Consider the following 17,879-nt stretch of genomic DNA (forward strand, 5'->3'; position numbering starts at 1 on the left):
AATATTATAAGATAATAAATATAAAGAAGGTTGAAAGATAAGCCTTTTTTGTTCACTAAAACTTATTAAAAACCATCGTTTTTGGGTGTACAGCAAAAATAGACATCCGGACTTGTCAGATGTCTAAAGTAATGTTGTTAAATTGGGGTTTCGTTAACTTAGCACATATAAGTATTTCGTTATTCCAAAAAATGATAGTTTTTGAGATAGATTTTAAAGGAGGAGGGAAGATGCGAAAAACTATTGGTCTTATGATTGGTCTAATATCCCTAATAATAGCGATACAATTTCCGACGCAGGTTTATGGTACACAGGTCCAATCCGTCGAGTCAGAAGGATACATTGGATTTACAGGAACTTATGAACCGATCGGACCACCAGATCCACCTCCCAGCACCAGTCCACAAAAGCCGGGAGGAACTTTGCCGAAAACCAATATGATCGGTAGTTCACTCGGACTATGGATTGGCAGTTTGTTAGTGGCAGGTGTTTTATTAGTCGTAGGGAATAAAAAAAGAAAAGCAACACAAAAAAATTAATTTAAAGAAAGCAGGAATTTAAGCATGAAATTTATTCGTTTAGCAACGGTAGCCGCATTATCAACCACGATTTTCGCAGGAGGCGTACAAGTCTTTGCTGAAGATACAGGACAAGATTCAAAAGAAGTACGTAAAACAACGACGTCCGGTCAGGTCACCTTCACTCCAAATATTGAAGACACAATAGTAGAACCTGATCCTGAAGGGCCAGAAGTGACGATCCCACCAATTCCTGGTACAGGACCACTAACGATTGCAACAGTTCCAACAATGAACTTTGGGACTAAAGTTATCTCAACTGCTGATGAACATTACAACATGATTGCGGAAATGCAACAGAAAGCCGGAACAACAGGCGAAGAAAACATGATTCCTTATGTCAGTATGGCGCAAGTCCAAGACACCCGCGGCACCAATGAAGGATGGGAACTGAGCGTGAGTTTAAGTGAATTTCAAACAGAAACTGATACTCTAAATAGTGTGTTAAAAGGCGCCCAAATCACGTTATTCGATCCTTCTCTTCGTTACAGTGTCAATGATGCAGATCAGGAACCGACGATTCACGCAAGTGGTTTAGAGTTGATTCCAAATGAAGACGCCGTGCCGATCATGACGGCTGCTAACCGAAAGGGTGGCGGAACTTCTTCCGTTATTTGGGGAGATCATGATGCGCTCGCAAAACAAGTGGAAGATGGGGTAGATGTCGTCGAAAATAAGGCGATCCAATTGTTTGTTCCTGGCTCGACTGCCAAAGATGCAGTAACGTATACCTCTACATTGACATGGGAATTAGAACTAACACCAGAAAATGAGGCACCTGATGCGGTTTAAGAAGTAACCATTCTTATTTCTATGTTCTATTAGTCACTGGCAGCGTTACAGATTTCTGTGACGCTGCTTTTTTAGAAAGGATTATGACAAATGATACACAAACAAACGATACAAAAAAGTCTATGGTTGCTTATAGTGCTCTTCTTTTTCTTGCCGCATCCGACGGTTCAGGCCGAAGAAGCTGGTTTAAATACGTACGTTACCCCTCTTTTTCCAGAGAGCCAAGTGGATGAAAGTAAAGGATACTATGAGTTATTGCTCTCACCTGGGCAAAAAGAGACTTTGCGACTAGAAGTCGGCAATTCCAGTTCAGAACCAATCAACGTTCAGCTGACACCGCATACGGCTTATACGAATACTTTGGGGAATGTCGAGTATGGAAAAGACGCCAAAGAAGCAGATCCGACCTTGATTCATTCTTTGGATGAGCTGATGACTCCTTCGGAGGTCATTACTGTAGCGGGAAATGAAACAAAGGTCATAGAAATTCCTCTTCAAATGCCTAAAGACGCCTTTGAAGGGTATTTAGCCGGCGGTTTACGAATCACCGAAGTAAAAGAAGAGGAAGGTAGTGATGTCCCAGAAGGAGAAGGCGTAGCTATCAAGAATGAATTTGCCCATGTGGTAGGTGTGGTCGTCAGTAATACCCGAGACTCGGTGCAACCGGAGTTGGAACTATTAGATGTGTTTGCGGATCAATTGAACTATCGCAATGTGATCAGTGCCACGCTACAAAACTTTACGCCCACTTTTGTCAATCAATTGGCGGTGGAAGCTACCGTGAAACGAGCAGGGGAGAACGAGGTGCTCTATAAGGCTGAGAAAGAAATGATGCAGATGGCCCCAAATTCTAATTTCAATTTTCCGATTTCTTTAGAAGGCGACCGTTTTCGAAGTGGGAACTATGTCCTAGAATTAACAGCTAAATCGGGAGAGAATGAATGGTCATGGACGCGCGAATTTACGATTGAAGCCGATGAAGCCCGCAAGTTAAATCGAGAAGACGTAATGATTGATTCTGGTGTCAATTGGTGGATGATCGGTGCGATTATTTTGCTCATTTTAATGCTTGGACTTGTGCTTTACCTGATGTGGCAAAAGAAAAGAGCACGTGAAAGCGAAAAAGAAGTATAGAGAGGAGGATTCCATGAGAAAGCTAATGAAAAAAGGAATGCTCATTTTAGGGACGATGATTCTTGTTCTGCATGCATTCCTCCTGCCAGTAGGCATCGTCTATGCGGAAACCACGGATAAAAAGGAAGGGGGGCAAGTACAGGAAGAAGAACAATTGGAACTTCCATCCATAAAAAACTATCTAGAAGTGGAAGAAGGCAATCCTCGCTTTTCCTTTCCTCGCTCTCGCCTTCAAGGAACGGTTGAAGAGCCATTGAAGGTGACATTTGTTTCAGATCAAGAGGTGACAGAGGCAAGTATTACCCTTCCGAAGGAAGCAAAGCTGGTAAAAGACCAGTTACAAGCTGGAGTTACCGTCAACCAAGAAGAAGAATCAGATGAATGGGTGATTCAATCAGAGAGGGCGCAACAAGCATTTGTGCTTCCGGTGGTTTTTGATTCTGAAGGTAGTTATGAGGTGTCGATCGAAGACGTAACTGCGACACTTGAAATATCGGAAAAGGAAGAAACGGAGACTGAAGATCAATCAGAAATGAATCAGGATTCATCTGATGAATCAAATGAAGAACATAATCAAGAGACGAGTATAACTGAACAATCAGAAGAAAAAGAAGTGCCTGTAACAATCGAAGAATCGAAAGAGGAAGCCATTCCTTCTGAGAACGAAACATTCAAACAGGCGGTCTTTGATGGAAAAACGGCAGAAGTTGCAACAATGACCGCATTCAGAGAAGCAGTCGCAGATCCTGGAGTCGGTGTTATCTCTGTCCAAGCGGATTTGTCAGAATCTGTCGCAAGTATTATGCAGGTGGATCGGCCGTTGCTTATTCAAGGAAACGGGCATACCTTGACATTTGGGAATAATGGGTTTTATTTTCAATTAGTAGAAGTGAGTGAACCAACGACCTTTCGGATAGAGGACGCAACAGTTACAAAGACTGGCGCTAATCCTTTAATCAATACAACAACAGAGGTTAGCCACAATTGGACACTAGAAATAGAAGATGTAGCAGAAGTAAATGCAAATACGATGCGGCTAGCATCAATTCCAGAAGGTATGGTTCAATTCACAGGTGGCGCGAATAACTTTACACGCACAAGTTCTACGCAAACCTTCATTGAAGCAAAAGAAGTCAAAGTGATCAATCAAGCGCAAGTAACGATCAGTCGTGGAAATGCTACGATCTTTCTAGCAGCAGCGAATGTTTCTGAACCTAAAGTAACAATCGAAAACGGAGCAACTTTAACAATTACTACGACTTCAGGTGTGGCAAATACGATTGATTTTAGAGGAGAAAATGCGGAAATTGCACTCCAATCTGGTGGAAATTTAACGATTAGTACAATAGGAACGACTGCTAATCCTACTAATATAAGAAATAATACGATTGCTATGACTGGAACAGGACCGAAAATCACCGTTCTTGATAAAAGTAACTTGACTACGACAAGTACTGCAGCCAAAAGAGGGTTACATCTATCCGGAAATAACCCCCAGGTAATTGTGAATGATTCGAAATTATCTGTGACCTCAGCCACACAGTCAGCCATAAATCTATCAGGGGATGAGCCAATATTTTCTGTAATGAATAGCCATACTGATATTCGTTCTGAAACAGGGACCACACTTGCCTTGACAGGTGTATCGCCTAAAGTCAACCATGTGGGGTCTATAGGGAGTTTAATAAGTACCACCGGACAACGATTGCATTTGAACGGCGCCACCCCTCAATTATCATTGGAACAGACCCAACTGTCAATGTCAGCTACAACCGGCCGTGGAGTTTATTTAGAAGGAACAACGCCACAAGTATTACTAAATGATAGTAGTATTGAAATGACAGATACAGGTGCTTCTCAAGGTATGATTTTGGAAGGAACGGATGCGTTACTTTCTTTAAAAAAGAATAGTATTTTCAACATTTCTGGAGGTGGAACAGGAACACTAGAAAATATTCAAGTTGGGAATAATAATGCAAGACCTAAGATAGACTTAGAAGATGGCTCAAAATTAGCAATAACCGCTACCAGTGGACCTGGTGCAGGGTCTGCCACAGCCAATAATGCCGTTCATCTCAGAGGAAATGAACCAGAACTAAATATAACAGACGGAGCGAGTATTGCCATTGATATTACTTCTGGTAATCGGCGTGGCATAGCGCTGACCGGGAATAATTCTACTACACTTGTTGATTCTAGTGATATAAGTTTGAAGCTAGGGGGGAGTGGTGTAGGTTATGCTGCAACAGGAACTACTAATAAATTAGCCATCTCAAAGAGCCAGTGGGAGGCGAACGGAAGCTCTGGACACAATATTCATATGGTTGGGGCCAATAGCACAGTCTTACTTGATCACTCTGATGCTGTTTTTGAAGCAGCCAGCTCTGGTAGGAATATTTGGTTAGCAGGAGCAGATTCAGTTCTTGCTATAGAAAATGGTGCCCGAGTAAACGCAACATCAGATAATGCGAACAGTATAACCATACATGGCGCACGTGCATTATTACAAATGAGTGGGTCTGAATCAAAGATGGAAGTAATTAGTAATGTCAGCGCCGGTGAAACCAATGCAGCGGTTTATCTAGGTGCTGCTAGCGCTAGTACTACTTCAGGAGATGCAAATCCTAATGCTGAAGTTAGATTGACGGAAGGCGCAAAAATGAACGTCCATGCAAATCGTGCCTCTGCGTTAGGTTTGCTTAGCTCAAATGGGCAATTTAACCTGTTAAAGCAGTCCGAATTAAATTTAACTGCAGGAAGTACCAATGAATCGCAGAATGGAGCTGTCGCTGTCTTACGTTTTATACGCGCAGGAGGCTATCAGTTTACAATAGACAATGCAAAAATGAACATAAGTAAATCTGGAGGAAGAACACCAGGTATTCGTATGTATGGTGGTAATAATCATATTTTAGTTAGGAACGGAGGGCAATTTTTTATCTATAATCCTGGGAATGGTACACCTATAGATCAAGATACGTCCTCTGGTTTGGCCAATCAAGGGGTACATTATCCTAGGACCGGGGGTAATTCTTTTGTAGTTGATGGTGTTGGTTCTAAAGTTCAAATTATTGCGGATAATGGTGCAGCGATCGATATGGAAAGTCAAGGGGGGCAAATTGAAGCACGAGACGGCGCCACTTTCGTTGCCCAAGGACGGACAGCTACAGATGCGGCAGGAATTTTCAATGCTGGAAATTTAACTGTTGATTTTGATAATCCGTTATTTATGGACTTTAGAAATACTCGCGTCGGTGGTGGGAATATATTTAATGCTAGTAGTGGATCGACATTAAACGCAATAAATAGTGATTTATCTGTTTGGAGAAAAGGCGCTGACTTGAATGGCGATCCTAATTTAGACTTCCGAAGTATTGATTATACGTTTACTGGAACAAATTTTAATACGTTAAGAGAGACAAGTGACCCCACACAACTAAATACGGACGTGTTTGGAAACACAGGTTTAACTGCTTATAGTCGATTAAGTAGTAATAATGGGCGCTGGGCTATCGCAGATGAGCTGAGAGTACCAACCAATGCTGATAAGAAAATCTATGGGCGCGTGAGTCTTCCTGTAGGACTAGATGATAGTCGTCCAGCGTGGGATGATGAAGCGATTGTGACAGTCGAAGTAGAATCTCCATCAGGACGCACACAAGAGTATACAGCCAAGACCGTCGGTCATTCAGACGAATCACCAGGGATCAGTATCTACGGAGAAGACCCACGTGGTGGGCTTTTTGAAATCACCTTACCTGAACCCCTTGAAGCAGGATCAAAAGTTCGAATCAGTCACGTAGAATTAACCAGTGGCGAACTGACCGAAGATTTTGACCACCAGATCTTAACAGATACTGTGGAAGTCTTTCCAATCGTCCCTCCGGCACCTGCGAAATTCTCATCTTCTATCATTGGTGAAAATAGTAAAACCATCCAAGGGATTTCAGAAAATAAAGAGGTTGAAGTGACCGCAACGCATAATGGGCAATCCTTTGATACGTCGGAGGTCACTGTTAACGATGATGGCAGATTTACGCTTGATCTAAGTAAACTCTCACTAAAAGAAGATGATGAAATTCAAATCTTTTTACGGGATAATGCAGGATCCGCAAAGGCCGCAGAGGTCGTTGCTCCACCTGAAACAAATAATGATCGAGGTAATATCAATCCGGCAACCGAGTTACTGTTTCATGATGTGACATTTGAACCAGCGACGATTTTAACGGTTGGGAATCTTGGTCCTGTTTCACCGGTAGATCCGATGAATCCAGAAATTGAAGTCGATCCAGAGAATAAACCTGAGCTCGAAGAAGAACAAGGCTTATTAAGTATTGATTTTGCTTCTCAATTCACATTTGGCGAACAAGCAATCTCTACGCGAACGAAGCGGTATTATGCGCAACCGCAACGCTTGTTAAATCCTGATGGAACCGTCAATGAGGCTGAAGAGCGACCAAACTATATCCAGATCAGTGATCGACGGCCAGAAGAGGAACGTCACGGCTGGCAATTAGCAGTTACGCAAAACAATCAATTTACGGATCTACAGGAAAATGAACTAAGAGGGGCGCGTTTGTCTTTAGCGAACCAACAATTGGCGTCTGTTCATGGAAGCGACGAACCAATGTTGTATATTCAAGACGGTGTCACCTTAATTCCAGGAGAAAAGACTAAACTTTTGACTGCGCTCGATGGCCAAGGAGCAGGTACCTGGATCTATCGGTTTGGTGACGGTGAAAGTGCAAGCGAAAGCGTGGCACTTGAAGTCCCTCCAACCGCGAATCCAAGAGCAAGCACATACGAAACAACACTCACCTGGGAACTAAGTGTAGTTCCCGACAATTAGTCACAAGAAAGAGAAGAGCTACGGCTCTTTTCTTTTTCTTCATAGAAAGGAGAGAAAAGATATGCACATTTTATTTGATCATTTAGTCATGGCGGATAAGACTAAACGATGGCTGGTCTTGTTGGCAACGTTAGAAGAAGAGGAACACGTTATCGCCCACACCTTAGTTGAGCAGACTGGATTTGGGCGACGGACGATTATTGAGGACATGAAGGCGATCAAGGACTACTTTGGTGAGAGAATCCATTTGATCGGCGATGAGAAGGGCTACCACTTTTCTTTTCTTAACCCTAAAGTGTATTATGAGAAGAAACAAGCGTTACTAGATAAAGAGAAACTTTTTCTCTTGGTGGATCAGTTGGCTGCGGGAACGTGTTTAGACAATCAACAGTGGATGGCGTATCTTGATGTTTCGAGTACGCGGTTTCAACGGATGAAACGGCAGCTTCAAACGTTATTAAAGACCTATTATGGGATACAAATTGAATCTAAAAACAATCAATTGTGGGGCGAAGAAGCGGGTATTCGCCAATTCCTTTATGATTTTTATTTCACCTTACCATTGTATCCCAGGTTTCTTTCAGAACATATTCAGGACCTGCATCAGGAGAAAGTGGCGATTCAAGACGGGCCTTGGCACCTAGACCAAACTTTGTTTAATCAATGGCTGAGACTAGCCAAGCAACGGGTTGACCAGGGTCATTGCTTACATGAACAAGTGGCATATAAACAAGTTCAAACGACTCTAACCCAGGCTTTGGATCAACAGGTAAGTGTGGCTCTTCCAGGATCAGAAAAAGCCGCGTTGTTCCTCCTCTCATTAGATGAACGCCAGTTTCTGAACCCTATGACACAACAAGTATTTATCCGCACGTTTTCACCTGCGAGTGAGTATGAGTTACCGATGGGTGAGACCGAAGGTCTGACTTATGATTTTTTCGAAATCCTCCTCTTTTTAATGGAGGTCTTCTTCCAGCTGCCTACACTTGAAGCACCAGAACAAGTGCCGTATGCAAACAGTGAGGAACCGTCTCCTTTAGACGTACTCATGGAACGTTTTTTAGCCGAAAAGAAAAAATATAGCCAGACGATTTATGTTTCCTATCAGCTAGTAGGACCACGTGCTTTGACACGATGGATCAAACAGGAAGTTGAAACGATTTTAAAAAAATCTGGCCTACAGGTGGTGGAAGCTGCCCAAATGAATCCACTGGGACTAGTACGTCATGTACAAATCGTGAATCAACCACAAGCTAGAAACGCTCGTGAAACGATTGAACTTCCCTATGTACCTAGCAAGGAAAACATCATTGAAGTGCTCTCTGCATTTTCTGAGTCAAGATGAGTGAACGAGCATGAGAGGGAAATATTTGAAAAAGTGAGGGGGAAAAAATTGCGTGAGTTTCAGATGGCGTTTATTACAAGCGCAGAGGTCAAGCGATGGATGCAGGTGTTAAGTGTGATGGAACAAGAACGGCGTTTTACGATTGGAGAGCTGAGTGAACGACTGGCTATTTCACAACGTACCTTGATAAAAGATATTCAAGCATTCAAAAACTATTTTGGCACAAGCATCGAATTACGTTCGAATTATAGTGGGTATTATTTTGAAGAACGAAATCGTAGGGACTACCAAGAGAAAAAAGAACAACTGTTGGAAAACGAAGTGTTATTTGAAATCGTGGGAAATGTTTTTTGGGGAAAAGATTTTACAGTGGCTGACTTGGCTCACCAGCACAGTTATGCAGAGAGTACTTTACGAAGGTTTTTATTAAGAATCCGACCGGTATTAGCTGATTATGAGTTAACGTTGGCTTTTAACCCAGTCAATTTTTTAGGGGAAGAAGCCAATATCCGAAAGTTCTTTTTTGATTTTTATTATAGCAGTGAACAAACTCCGTATACAATCCGTCCGCCAGAAGACTTACATACGTTGGTCTTGAACGAACTGTCTGGCAAATTGGGAAAGTATGAATTGGGTACGGGGATCACGATTTCAGCCTTTTATTACCAGCTTTATATCGCAATGGTCCGAGTTCATCAAAACCATTTTATGTCCTTACCTGAATGGGTAAAAGTAAGCATTTATCAGGAAAAAGATTTTCAGTTGCTTTATTCTTTACAAGAAAGAATCAAAGATGAATACGAGATCTATCTATCAAAGGAAGAATTCGCTTGGATCCATTTATCGATTATTTCCAAACGGACGATCCATCGTGTGGACCAAGAACAAACTTTTAACCAACGATTCAACCGCTGGAAGGATCTTCAGTTCATCGTGTCAGATTATCTTTCTGATCCTTTCTTTGAACAATGGGATACGGATACTTTAGAACCGTTTATGACCTCTTTTTTCATTTCGCGCTTGATGAATGAAGCAGTGAGTCCAGTGTTGAACAAAGAGCTAGAAGAAATCCATTGGATGGTAAAGAAAAGCGATAAACAGATTTATGAAGCCCATAAACAATTTCTCTTAAAACATGCCCAAGTACTCAGTTTTTCTGCCCAATATTTTGAAGATATCGTGGTGAGTTTTACGGCATATATGAACTTATTGTTCCACTATTACCAACCGGTCAAAAAAGTTTTATTTTTATTAGAAGGTGACTATTTAGTGGTTCAATCCATCCGAATGCAGGCACGTGTACTATTAGGGGAATATCATAAGCTGTTGTTTATGCCGCTTCAGGAATTGACGCCGGAACATTTAAATGATGCACACGTTGATTTGATTGTAACGAACTATCGACCGTACCTTTTGGATTACGCTCTTGACACGGATTGTGTTCTTATGGGCAGTATCCCTACGGCGCAAGATTGGGCAAGAGTCAAGCATCAGTTGAATCCACTGATCGAACATGAAACATTTTAAAAGAAGGAAGGAAAAAACAATGCCTACATTTTTTACAAAAGAAGCGTATTTGGAGGGCTTTCAAAGTACTTTTGAAGAGGCAGCAAAACGAGCAAGTGAAGACCTAAAGGTCTATTTAAACACCCAGATCCAACGATTGGAGACCTTAGTAAGTCAGATCTGTCAGGAGAATTTTTGGGAACTATTGCCGGAGATCTTAGGAATCGATGCCAGGATGAGTCTAGTAGCAGATCTGATCGACTTTGATCACTGTTCAGATGTGGAAATCCTTCGAATCGTCGAAAGTGACTATCTCATCTACTTCAAAGAACTATGTGGGTACAAACGCAGTATGGACCCGAAACATTCCATGATTTTCAATGTGGTATGATGGATTGATTGCTTATGGATTATATTCAAGAACTGGAAAAGCTGACTTAGATGAGGGTGAAGTGAATGGTTGTTTCTTCAAGACTCGTTTTTCAAATTTTTTTAATTTTGTAATATCAGTACCTAATATTTTCCTTTTGTTGAAAAATATAAAGCATTCTCAATGGCTATATTGATTATCGAAAACTATACGAAATCCTTACACAAAAAAATAGACGAAATATTACTCTATTTTATGTGCTTTATTTCACAATGTGTTATATATAAAATATAGGAGGATATTATTAGTTAAAAGTTGAAGCCTATATTATTTAAGGGAGATAAAAACTAAAACAGTTGCTTAGTATATTTGATCGGAAAAGATAGTAATTATAAAATATTTTTAAAGGAGAAAGTAGTTATGCAGAATAGAAAGTTTAGAATGTGGAACCTTATGTTAATCCTATTTTTTATAAACTTTATCAGTTTAAGTCCTATTGTAAGAGCAGACGAAACCAATTTGCATATAAAAGCGATACTACCTAATAATGATAGAACCCAAATAACAGATACTTCAGTGGAACCTTATCAGTCAGTATGTTTTATTTATGTGAATAATGCTACTCAAGGATCTGGTGTGGTAGTAGGGAAAAATGCTATCCTGACTAACAGACATGTTGCAGCTGCCGCAAATAATGGAGATCCAGCTAATATAAAAGTGAATGCAGCTCGAGTTTCTAGTACGGAATATAAAGAAACAACGTTTTATGGACAAGAAATAAAATATAGTCCAGATGGACAAGATTTAGCTATCGTTTATTTAAAAACTAATACAGAAGGACAGAGTATAGGTGACGTTGTAACTCCAGCTAAACATGTCAATGATCCAATTACTACAGTTGGAACACCTATCAGAGTTATTGGTTATCCAGGAGATAAACCATGGGCTACCATGTGGGAGAGCAAAGGCGTATCTACGACTGAAACGACGAATCGAATTTATTATAATGCTAGTACTTTTGGAGGGAATTCAGGCTCACCAGTGTTCAATACTCAAAATGAAGTGATCGGAATTCATTTTGGTGCTGTTAGTGGTGAAAATGTGGCTGTTCGTTTTAAACCAAGTATTTATGAATTCATCAGACAAAATGTTGAACCTTAAAAAATGGGATAAAAATATTTATCGAGGAAAATATTTATTTACAAGATATTTTTTAAAGAGCCTATTAATTTTTAATTTCCAGAGCGTACAGAAAATGACCAAATGTTTATAAAATTAGTATACCACCCCGTTGTATGGTATACTGAATATAGTGATATACTTTGAAACGTATTAAGAGTGCTATGCTTCCTTTTATACTCTCCTTTTGCTTATCAAATAATTATTGCAACAAAACGCATACGTAGTGATGCACAAGGAGGAAATAGTATGAATAATGGTACAGGAAAATGGTTTAATGAGACAAAGGTTTTGGTTTTATAACAGGTGAGAATGGCCAAGAGGTCTTCGCTCATTTTTCTGCGATTCAAGCGGACGGATTTAAGTCTCTTGATGAAGGGCAAGCAGTCACCTTTGATACTGAAGAAGGTCAACGTGGCATGCAAGCCGTTAACATTTGCACAGCATAAATGATTTGTTCAACCGTCTCAATTGCTTGAGACGGTTTTTTTAATACTTAAAAAGGGGAGATTATTATGAGTTTTGGAAAGTGGAAACCAATAGAATCATCTATCGAAGGCTTGGCTTTTAAAGAAAATCAACAGGTGTCATTTAAACATAACAAGAAACAAGTCATCGGAACCATCGTAACTCTGCTAAATAATTCGGCAGTTGTCACTTTAAGCATGGACAAAGTAACCGCTACTTCAGAAAAAACGGTGATCAATTACAAAAATTTAGTAGCTATCTGAATTAAGTGCTACCCGTTAAAAAAGGTACTATTAAATTCACCACAGCACTTCCTGATTTAAATAACTTAAATGCGTAGGCTCTTACTTTGGTAAGAGTTTTTTAATTGATCAATGATTATTTATCTTTATATAGGCATTCTTATTGTTGATTTCATTTTTAATTCTATAAACTGTTTGTCTAGTAATATTGTAGTCTTTTGCAATCTTAGAAATAGCAACGCCATTCTCAAGATCCTCAACGATGCTTTTATAAACAAGGCGACGTTGGGGATCTTTTGTATCTGCGCTATATAACTTAGGACGTCCTTTGTAAACACCATTCGCTTTTGCAATCTTAATTCCTTGTGCCTGGCGTCGTTTAGATTCTGTACGTTCCTGTTCGGCAATCATGGCCAATATCTGAATGATTAAGTCTTTGATGAATTTATCCAGGAGCGGATTTCCGATTGCTTCAGCCATGATTGGTAAACTAGTGATGATTAGTTGCACATTTTTCTTTTTGAGGTAATTGACTGAGTCAATGATTTCGTCATAATTTCTGCCTAATCGATCGATGGCTTCGACAATAAAAATATCTTGTTCTCGTACAAAATCTAAAGCTTCCTGGAAAATCGGTCGATGAGTAATTGTTGCTCCAGATTGTTTCTCAATGAAAATTTTTTCTGCACCGAACTTTTTCATTTCTTCAATTTGACGTTGTTCATTTTGATCAATCGAGGACACTCGAATATAAGCAATTTTCAAAATTTTTACCTACTTTCTCGAACTATTTAAAAGACACCCTAATCATACAATAGGGAACCAGGTTTTTCAATGACTAACTAGTGTCTATTTAGGGTAAGCTTGTGTCAGAAACTTGAAAATTTTTTGACATCATTTTTTACTATAGGAGAAACACAGAAGAGATGAAGGAGAAGTGTTAATAGTTCCAATAATTAACTTAACACACGTACTCTCAAACGGATATTTAGTGTAAATCTGTGCGCATTCGGATCCATAAAGAAAGATCAAAAGCTGTACTATTTGGGGTCTAGCACGGTTATGTGCTTTTATTATTTGAGTGAGTAGATTAAAAGCTTGTTTGAACTTATTAGTTGGCTCCTTAGTGATCAATTTCCGATTGTAAGCGCCCTTTTACTGTTTTTTTTTACTTATTTATCAATTTAGATGAAAAATAAGGTTTATCATTTTCAACGATTATGCTATGTATGTAATAGTATTAGTAAGCATTCAATTGGAAATGAGGGGAAAACATGAGGGATCTACAATTGGCTTTTATTAGTAATCGCGTGACAAGTCGATTATTTAAACTATTAAGTATCATCGAGCGTAATCGTCTCTTTACGATCGGTGAACTGGCAGAAAAAATTCAAGTGACGGAACGGACGATCGCTAATGATCTAAAATATATGCGAGATTATTTTGGGGAAAGTATCACATTGATGTCTGGAAACAGTGGTTTTGTATTTGAAGAAACAAGACCGTCGATTTATAACGAGCGAAAACAACATCTATTGGAAAATGAATGCTTGTTTGAAATCATTGGTAATATTTTTTATGGCAAGTTGTATCGAGTCGATGAATTGGCGGATTACTATCACTTTTCAGAGAGTTCGTTTCGTCGGATGCTCACTCAAAGCAATTCGGCACTAAAAAGCTACGGGCTGCAGTGGGTGTCAAACCCACTGACGATTCAAGGAGATGAAGCTAGTCTGCGCAAATTTTTCAAAGATTTTTATTACGAAGGAATCGAAACAGACTACACCGTGCTGCCAGACCCTGCTTTCCAAGATCTGATTTTGACACAGTTAAATGGAAAACTCGGTAATTATAGGATTGGGTCAGGGACGACGCCAGCAGCTCATTACTATACGTATTTTATTGCTTTAAAACGAGCCAGTTTAGGGTATAGCATAAACTTGCCTGAAGAATTGATAAACCTGGCTTATACCGGAGCTGATTTTTCTCTGATGTATTCTTTGAAAGAAAGCCTTGAGCAGCTATATGGAAACGAAATTCCCAAAGAAGAGTTTGCCTGGATTTATTTAATGACGATCATCGAGCGTACACTAGATTGTGAAGATCAGGAACAACTCTTTTATGATCATTTCCATCAAGAACAAGAGAGCGCTCAGTTGACCGAGGCGTTCTTACAAATGCATGAACTGCCGCAAACCAACCGCCAAACAGTTGCTACATTTATGCGATCCTTTTTCTTATCGATAAAACTCAAATATTTGATTGCACCTGCATTGAATAAGGAAATGACAGATATTAAAGAGGCAGTTATTTATTCTGATCGTGAAACATACCAGAAGAATCTCCATTTTTTAAAGGAACAGGGACTTATTGCCTTTGGTCTATCTAAATATTTAGAAGATATTTGTGTTAGCTTAACACTGTATAGCGGGTTAATTTTGGACTTGTACTCACCAAAGAAAACCATTTACTTCCTTTTAGAGGGCGATCATTTCATCTGTCAGTATATTCGAACCCGCGCGATCCAACAATTTGGATCGAAACATAGGCTAACCTTTCTGCCATTACAGTCTCTAACAAGCGAAAGCTTACAACAAGATGGGATTGATTTGATCGTAACTAATTATTCTCGCTACGTGCTGGACTTTGTCATTGAAACAGCGTACCTCTTGTTAAAAGAAGTACCAGATGACCAAGATTGGTACCGATTAGAACAAACGATCGATCCTTATCGCAAGAAATTGAAATAACCGATCAAGCCCATACCAAGCCGCTGTAGGCATTGTTCGCTTTTTTCAGGCGTCGATGAAAAGAACGATTTGGGTTTCTTGCCTTCTCCAAGTATGATGATTCTTGTAAGGAAAACATGCATGAATACTTATAGAAATGTTTTATCAAAAACCTTCGTTTTTTAGAGTAATGATTATCTATGTACCCCATTTCTAGAAAACCAAATCTAACAACTTTTTCAAGACATCTAATCATAACGGATGCCTTTTTTTGTCGTCTCCCTGAAAACGAAGAGTTTTGGGAAAAATCAAGGGGGAGGGACATGATTAGGAAGAAACAACTCATTTTGACGGGCGTACTGCTGTTCTTCTTTTTCTTTTCACTGCCTTCAGTGAGTGCGAAAGAAGTTCAACAAGTAGAAACCGAAGGATCAATTCGTTTTACGGGCACTTACGTGCCAATCGGGGCCCCAGATCCCACACCACCTGAAAGCATCAAAGAAGCACCAATCACTGAAATGGCCAAACCAGAAGGCGCATTGCCCAAGACTAATACGATCACCAATTACTGGCTGATCGGGCTAGGGCTCCTAATGCTTAGTTTGGTTTTCTTTATCTGGAAACAAAAGAAACAAGCACACATAGAAACTAATAGATGAAAGTAGGACTTATTCAATGAAATTAATCCGTTTAGCTACAATTACTGCACTATCAACCACTCTATTAATAGGAGGCTCTTCGGCTGTCTTTGCCGATGAAGCACGGAAAGTGACGACCGATGGAAAAATCGAATTTCGACCGGCTGGAGAAGAGGATGGACCGCTAGAAGTGATTCCGCCTGAAACCGGTCCAGGAGCACCGGATGTCGAGATCGCTCCTGAAGTACCAGGAACGACGGGGCCATTGTCTATTATGAAAGCTGCGACCATGAACTTCGGCACACAAATTATCTCGAACCAAGACCAAACATACAACATGGTGGCTGAAATGCAGAAACTAGCAAATCCAGTCGCAGATGGGCCGACACATGTCCCTTATACCAGTTTTGCCCAAGTTCAAGATTTACGAGGAAGCAATGATGGCTGGGACCTAAAATTAAGTTTAAGTGCGTTTGAATCTGAAACACTCAATAAAACATTGACCGGAGCGGAAATCGAATTGGTGGGTTCACGCATCCAATACGAAGGGTCAACTGCCGCTAATGCGCCAACGGCACATGCGGCCGGATTGAAACTGATTCCTAACGGTGCGGCACAATCTGTGATGACCGCTGAAAAAAATAAAGGTGCGGGTGCTTCTTCCGTTGTATGGGGAAATCAAGCGGAATTGAATGCTCAATTTGCGGATCCTCAAAAAGAGGTAGTCGAAAACAACGCGATTCGCTTATCGATCCCGGGCTCAACTGCCAAAGATGCGACAACCTATAAGTCAACTCTGACATGGGAATTGACTACTACTCCAGGAAATCAACCACCTGCCGGGGATGATGATAAAGAAGAGGAAAAACCAGGTGATACTGAACAACCAGCAGGTGTATAAGCCTTCTGACTAGATGAATTGACTCTCGACAGCGTTGCAGCTATTTGTAGCGCTGTTTTTTTTAAAAGGAAGGAATCATGTAATGAATAAACAAATACGATTGAGACCATTGAACAACGGGATTCGCTGGCTATTGATGCTCTTTGCACTAGTTATGCTTTTCGTTCCCGTGATCGGACATGCCGAGGAGGGGACCTTAAATTTTTATGTGACGCCAGAATTTCCAGAGAGCCAGGTGGAGGGTTCGAGTAGTTACTTTGATTTGAATCTGGCTGCTGGGGAAACCGAAAGGTTGTCATTAAAACTACAAAACGCCAGTAGTGAACCCATCCAAGTGCAAATTACTCCCCACACCGCCTATACGAATGTTCATGGGGTAGTGGAATACGGAAAAGATGCGGAGGAACCTGATCCAACGTTACCTTATTCAGTGGATGGGTTAATTGAGGCTTCTGAAGTGATTGACTTAGCTGGTAATGAAACGAAAACGGTCGAGGTCGCTTTACGTATGCCGGAGGCTTCTTTTGAGGGATTTCTAGCCGGCGGATTACGCATTAAGGAAATCAGAGAAGCAGAAGAAGAACCGGCAAGTGAAGAAGAGGGTGTGGCAATCCAAAATGAGTTTGCCTACGTCGTAGGCGTCGTGGTCAGTAATATGCGCAATTCGGTTCAGCCAGATTTAGAGTTGAACGATGTGTTTGCGGATCAATTGAACTACCGTAATGTGATCAGTGCAAACCTACAAAACTTCACACCTGCCTTTGTGAATCAACTGGCTGTCGAAGCGACGGTTCAACGTGCAGGAGAAGACGAGGTGCTCTACACAGCGAATGAAGAAATGATGCAGATGGCGCCAAACTCAAACTTCAATTTTCCAATCTCATTAGAAGGGGATCGTTTCCAAGCAGGCGACTATGTGTTAAAACTTAAAGCCACTTCAGGAGAAGAAGAATGGTCGTGGGAACGGGCGTTTACGATTGAAGCCGACGAAGCCCGCAGCTTCAACCGAGAAGACGTCACGATTGATACGAGTATCAACTGGTGGATGATTGGGACGATGATTCTAATTCTGCTTTTACTGGCCTTAGTGATTTATCTGATGGTTCAGAAGAAGGCGCGTGAAAATGAATCAGAGAAGTAGAAAGGAG

Annotated in this window: 14 protein-coding genes and 1 pseudogene; 14 read left to right on the top strand and 1 reads right to left on the bottom strand. The window is 40.5% G+C overall.

Going from position 1 to position 17,879, the window contains the following annotated elements; genetic code table 11:
* Positions 1 to 230: 230 nt before the first annotated feature.
* From I2F89_RS14980 to I2F89_RS15025, 10 genes and pseudogenes are all read left to right on the top strand, one after another.
* Positions 231 to 539 (top strand): LPXTG cell wall anchor domain-containing protein, encoded by a 309-nt coding sequence (locus tag I2F89_RS14980; protein ID WP_229078154.1) that lies wholly within the window; start codon positions 231 to 233, stop codon positions 537 to 539.
* Positions 540 to 563: 24 nt separating this feature from the next.
* Positions 564 to 1,370, top strand: a complete 807-nt coding sequence (locus I2F89_RS14985; RefSeq protein ID WP_195514579.1) for a WxL domain-containing protein — start codon at positions 564 to 566, stop codon at positions 1,368 to 1,370.
* A 90-nt stretch (positions 1,371 to 1,460) separates the two neighbouring features.
* Positions 1,461 to 2,504 (top strand): DUF916 and DUF3324 domain-containing protein, encoded by a 1,044-nt coding sequence (locus I2F89_RS14990; RefSeq protein ID WP_100917307.1) that lies wholly within the window; start codon positions 1,461 to 1,463, stop codon positions 2,502 to 2,504.
* 13 nt (positions 2,505 to 2,517) lie between these two features.
* Positions 2,518 to 7,353, top strand: coding sequence for a WxL domain-containing protein (locus I2F89_RS15580; RefSeq protein ID WP_229078155.1), 4,836 nt, complete (start codon positions 2,518 to 2,520; stop codon positions 7,351 to 7,353).
* A 61-nt stretch (positions 7,354 to 7,414) separates the two neighbouring features.
* A complete protein-coding gene (locus tag I2F89_RS15000; RefSeq protein WP_229078156.1) occupies positions 7,415 to 8,698 on the top strand; it encodes a helix-turn-helix domain-containing protein in 1,284 nt (427 codons plus the stop codon).
* Between the two features lie 48 nt (positions 8,699 to 8,746).
* The gene (locus tag I2F89_RS15005; protein WP_195514580.1) at positions 8,747 to 10,225 is read left to right on the top strand and encodes a helix-turn-helix domain-containing protein; all 1,479 of its coding nucleotides are present in this window, start codon (positions 8,747 to 8,749) and stop codon (positions 10,223 to 10,225) included.
* Positions 10,226 to 10,244: 19 nt separating this feature from the next.
* On the top strand, positions 10,245 to 10,595 hold the full coding sequence (locus I2F89_RS15010; RefSeq protein ID WP_195514581.1) for a DUF7006 family protein: 351 nt from the start codon (positions 10,245 to 10,247) through the stop codon (positions 10,593 to 10,595).
* A 399-nt stretch (positions 10,596 to 10,994) separates the two neighbouring features.
* Entirely contained in the window at positions 10,995 to 11,735 is a 741-nt protein-coding gene (locus I2F89_RS15015; RefSeq protein ID WP_195514582.1) for a trypsin-like serine peptidase, read from the top strand.
* A 267-nt stretch (positions 11,736 to 12,002) separates the two neighbouring features.
* Positions 12,003 to 12,202 (top strand): annotated as a pseudogene (locus I2F89_RS15020) (cold-shock protein).
* A gap of 66 nt (positions 12,203 to 12,268) precedes the next feature.
* Positions 12,269 to 12,484, top strand: coding sequence for a DUF2187 family protein (locus tag I2F89_RS15025; protein ID WP_137071959.1), 216 nt, complete (start codon positions 12,269 to 12,271; stop codon positions 12,482 to 12,484).
* Between the two features lie 108 nt (positions 12,485 to 12,592).
* Here I2F89_RS15025 and I2F89_RS15030 read toward each other — a convergent pair whose 3' ends face one another.
* Entirely contained in the window at positions 12,593 to 13,228 is a 636-nt protein-coding gene (locus I2F89_RS15030) for a recombinase family protein (RefSeq protein WP_114543272.1), read from the bottom strand.
* Positions 13,229 to 13,737: 509 nt separating this feature from the next.
* Between I2F89_RS15030 and I2F89_RS15035 the strand changes: the two genes are divergently transcribed.
* From I2F89_RS15035 to I2F89_RS15050, 4 genes are all read left to right on the top strand, one after another.
* The gene (locus I2F89_RS15035) at positions 13,738 to 15,213 is read left to right on the top strand and encodes a helix-turn-helix domain-containing protein (RefSeq protein WP_195514583.1); all 1,476 of its coding nucleotides are present in this window, start codon (positions 13,738 to 13,740) and stop codon (positions 15,211 to 15,213) included.
* Between the two features lie 302 nt (positions 15,214 to 15,515).
* Positions 15,516 to 15,851 carry an LPXTG cell wall anchor domain-containing protein gene (locus I2F89_RS15040; RefSeq protein ID WP_195514584.1) on the top strand — a complete coding sequence of 112 codons (336 nt, stop codon included), beginning with the start codon at positions 15,516 to 15,518 and terminating at the stop codon, positions 15,849 to 15,851.
* Positions 15,852 to 15,867: 16 nt separating this feature from the next.
* On the top strand, positions 15,868 to 16,731 hold the full coding sequence (locus tag I2F89_RS15045) for a WxL domain-containing protein (protein WP_195514585.1): 864 nt from the start codon (positions 15,868 to 15,870) through the stop codon (positions 16,729 to 16,731).
* Between the two features lie 82 nt (positions 16,732 to 16,813).
* Positions 16,814 to 17,872 carry a DUF916 and DUF3324 domain-containing protein gene (locus tag I2F89_RS15050; RefSeq protein WP_195514586.1) on the top strand — a complete coding sequence of 353 codons (1,059 nt, stop codon included), beginning with the start codon at positions 16,814 to 16,816 and terminating at the stop codon, positions 17,870 to 17,872.
* Positions 17,873 to 17,879: the final 7 nt, after the last annotated feature.

This window comes from Enterococcus sp. 1001283B150225_161107_E12, assembly GCF_015556925.1.
GTDB lineage: Bacteria > Bacillota > Bacilli > Lactobacillales > Enterococcaceae > Enterococcus_B > Enterococcus_B mundtii.